Below are 4,327 nucleotides of genomic sequence, written 5' to 3' on the forward strand. Positions count from 1 at the left end.
AACCCGAATACAAAAATCTAATCTTTACTCCTTGAACTCGTAAAAAATATGGCTGTATGTCTCCCAAAAGATGTACGGCCATTTTTATTCCGCCATTCCGATCAAATAAAAAAAATAGCATCAACGTGGATTTTTTATAATTTCGGCCCAAACTATTCCAACAGAATAATATGAATATCTTAAAAGCTTTAATGAGCATCATGATGCTCTTCGTTTTTTCTATAGTCTTGGCTGAGGAAACTCCAAACTGGCTCCGCTACCCATCCATCTCTCCTGATGGCAGCAAAATAGTCTTCACATACAAAGGTGACCTTTATGCTGTCCCTTCTTCAGGAGGCAAAGCCACACAGATGACTTTTCATGAAGCGCATGACTTTATGCCTGTTTGGAGTAAAGACGGGAGCAAGGTTGCTTTTGCCTCTGACCGTTATGGCAATTTTGATGTTTTTGTCATGGCAGCAGACGGTGGACCTGCCACCCGGCTGACCTACCATTCGAATGACGAAATGCCCTATTCTTTTTCAGCTGATGATCAGTCTGTGCTATTTGGAGGTGTAAGGCAGGATTTGGCTGAACACCGACAATATCCTACAGGTTCCCAGCCTGAGTTGTATCAGGTTCCGGTCAATGGAGGCAGAATTGATCAGGTTTGGACCTTTCCTGCGGAATATGTTCAGGTCAGCAAGGATGGTAAAAAAATGATCTACCATGACAAAAAAGGTGGTGAAAATGAATGGAGGAAAAAACATCAGTCAGCGATTACCAGGGATATTTGGGTATATGATGCAGAAACCAATTCCCATAAAATGCTAACAACTTTTGGTGGGGAAGACCGAAACCCTGTATTCGTTCCGGGAGAAAATGACATCTATTACCTCAGCGAGGAAAAAGGAAGTTTCAACGTATTCAAAACCAACCTCAGTAACCCTTCCCAAACTACTGCATTGACCGACCTGAAAGACTTTCCTGTCAGGTTCCTCAGTATTACCAATAATGGGTTGATGAGCTTTTCATACGATGGGGAACTCTATACTCTCAAAGAAGGTGAGCAACCGAAGAAAGTCGCGGTCAGCATTACCACACAGGCAATTGCCAATACGGACAGTTATATCAATATCAATGGAGGGGTCCGGGAAATGTCCGTTTCCCCTGATGGCAAAGAGATTGCTTTTATCGCAAGGGGAGAGGTGTTTGTGACTTCTGTAGATGGAGCTTTGACAAAAAGAATTACCAATACCCCGCAGCAGGAGAGTTTTGTGCAATTTGCCCCTGATGGTAAATCTATTGTGTATGCAAGCGAACGTGATGGAAAATGGCAGATTTTCCAATCCAAAAAAATAAGGGAAAAAGAAGAGCCGTTTTTTTATGCAAGCACATTATTGAATGAAGATGCTTTGGTAAGTGCCGAATCGGATGCGTATCAGCCTCAGCTTTCCCCTGACGGTAAAAAACTGGCTTATATTGAAGGAAGAAAGACCCTGAAGGTGTTGGATTTGGCAAGCAAGTCAACAGTGACCTTGATGACTTCCGAAGAAATTATCCATATGAGAGATGGAGATCAGTACTTCGAATGGAGTCCGGACAGCAAATGGCTTTTGGCACAGTTCAGGCCTACTTTGGCCAATGGCGAGGTGGTTTTATTGGATGCTTCAGGAAAGAAATCTATGGAAAACCTAACTCAGAGTGGTTACGGAGACAGCCGGCCAAAATGGGTCAATGGAGGCAAACAGATGATCTGGTTCAGTAACCGTGATGGTCTCAAAGGTTTTGCCACTAGTGGAAGATCACAGAATGATGTTTTTGCCCTGTTTTTTACCAAAGATGGCTATGACAAATTCAGATTGAGCAAGGAGGATTTTGACCTGATGAAGGAAGTGGTAAAGGCAGGCAAAAAAGAGGAAGAGAAAAAGGATGAAAAGAAAGAAGCTGATAAAAAAGTTGAAGATCTTAAAATTGATTGGGAAGACCTTAATGAAAGGAAAGCCAAACTGACCATTCACTCTGCCACTTTGGGAGATGCGGTATTGGACAAGGATGGTGAGAAACTGCTCTATCTGGCCAGTTTTGAAAAAGGGATGAATCTATGGAGTACTGACCTGCGCACCAAGGAAACCAAGTTGGAACTCAAACTTGATGCAGGTTCGGGAAGTTTGGAATGGGACAAAGAAATGAAGAACCTTTTCCTGTTGGCAAATGGCAATATTTCCAAAATTACAGATAAGGGAAGCAAAAGAGAGCAGATCAAAATTGCCGGTGAGATGACCTTGGACACCGAAGCGGAACGAAAGCAGATGTTTGAACATATCAAGATCAGAACCAAAGGCGCTTTTTATACTCCTGAGATGCATGGGGTAGATTGGGATGAATTGAGTGCGGCTTATGAAAAGTATTTGCCTTCCATTGGCAATGACTATGAATTTGCCGAAATGGTTTCTGAACTGATCGGTGAACTGAATGTGTCCCATGCCGGGGCAAGATTTAGCCGTAGTATACCACAAGCTGATGCCACTGCTTCCTTGGGAATTTTTATGGATTATTCCCATAAAAACAATGGAATCAAAATAGCGGAAATCATCAAAGGAGGTCCTTTGGACAAAGCAGGTTTATCCATCCAAACCGGAATGGTCATCGAGAAGATCGATGGGGAAACCATCAGCATGGATAAGGATGTTGCCTGGTATCTGAATAGAAAGGCGGACAAGTTTACACTCTTGGAAGTATTGGATCCCAAAACCAATACCCGAAATCAAGTGACAGTAAAACCGGTATCACTAGGAGAAGAAAACCAATTACTCTACAAGCGCTGGGTGAAAAAGAACCAAGCAGAAGTGGACAGCCTTTCTATTGGGACCTTGGGATATATCCATATTCCTGGAATGTCAGACGGTCCATACCGTACCACCTATGAAGAAATGATGGGCAAATACCATGACCGAAAAGGGGTGATTGTCGATACCCGTTTCAATGGGGGCGGGGACTTGGTTGCCGATTTGGCCATGTTCTTTACCGGTGAGAAGTTTATCACCTATGCCACCGAAGAGAGGGAAGTAGGCTATGAACCCACCTTCCGATGGACCAAACCGACTTTGGCCATGTTCAACGAGGCCAACTATTCCGATGGCCATTGTTTTGCCTGTGGCTATACTGATCTCAAAATCGGCAAGACCGTAGGTATGCCTACACCTGGAACCTGTTCCTTTGCCGGCTGGGAGATGCTCCCTAATGGAAGCCGATGGGGAATGGTCCCTGTTTCCGCCAAAGATAAATCCGGTAATTGGATGGAAAACAACGAAACCAAACCACAGTTTCAGGTCAAAAACATGCCCGGCAAGATAGACAAAGGGATCGATCAGCAGTTGGAAAAAGCAGTGGAGGAATTGATGAAGGAGGTTGGGAATTGAGAAGCGAGAAGCGAGAGACGAGATGCGAGACGCTAGACCTTTGAGGTGTTTTTCTTCCTCGAAGGCCTTTTTAGGAACCAAGAGTCAAGAACCAAAATTTAAGAAGCGAGAACCAATCCAAGAAGACTTTTCCTTATCACTTCGAGTCTTCAACATTTAGGAAATGTTCAGAATAGGTAATGACGTCAGGTTATCCGTCATGCCGAGGCACGAGGTATCTCTAGAGGTTCTATTTATGTTTATTCTACATTTCCTGATCCTCATGAGATGCTTCTCCCGATAGCCATCGGGATCAGCATGACGTCTTCTCCGATTTATGTCATTGGTAGTAATTAACATACTGGAAATGTACAGAAAATGTATTGACATATAGATCACCTTAATTAACCATATAATCCGTTCCCCGAGCTTGCCGAGGGGCAATTTACATTTATGTCATTGGTACATCAGGAGAAGTCTATTGAGACGCTCGATACAAGAAACAAAGACAAGTGACTTGAAAAAGGGTATCCTTCTCATTGCGGTCACCTGACTTTGGTAGTAGGAGCACTAGAAGAACCTTGAATTTTGGAATAGTCTTTTATTAGAAAAAAAGTGCCGTAGGCATGACTGATATAATAGCCCGGTAATTTATTGCTGGGATAAAGTTAAAAACCAAGGCCCAAAAGTACCGTAGGTACGGACGATATAAAAAATCAATTTAGACTATCAGGCAGTCATGAAAACCATTGAATCACTTTTGGACAAAGCGACAATATATGGAGGTTTCCATAAACTGGAGGATTACGATCAAAAATGCCATCTGAACTGTCCCACCTTGCCGAAAACTATGAGGATAATGTCTTGAAATTGATGCCAATCAAACCTAAATCATAGCAAATCCAGCGTTTTTGTTGAAGCATAGTTAATTTACTTTTGACTGAAAA

Annotated in this window: 1 protein-coding gene; it reads left to right on the forward strand. The window is 42.8% G+C overall.

Annotated features, from left to right (window positions below; genetic code table 11):
- Nucleotides 1-191 precede the first annotated feature (191 nt).
- Complete coding sequence (locus tag ACEW8U_RS16820) at nucleotides 192-3,401, forward strand: S41 family peptidase (RefSeq protein WP_373523216.1); 3,210 nt, start codon at nucleotides 192-194, stop codon at nucleotides 3,399-3,401.
- Nucleotides 3,402-4,327 lie beyond the last annotated feature (926 nt).

The organism is Aquiflexum sp. (genome assembly GCF_041751335.1).
Taxonomy (GTDB): domain Bacteria; phylum Bacteroidota; class Bacteroidia; order Cytophagales; family Cyclobacteriaceae; genus Aquiflexum.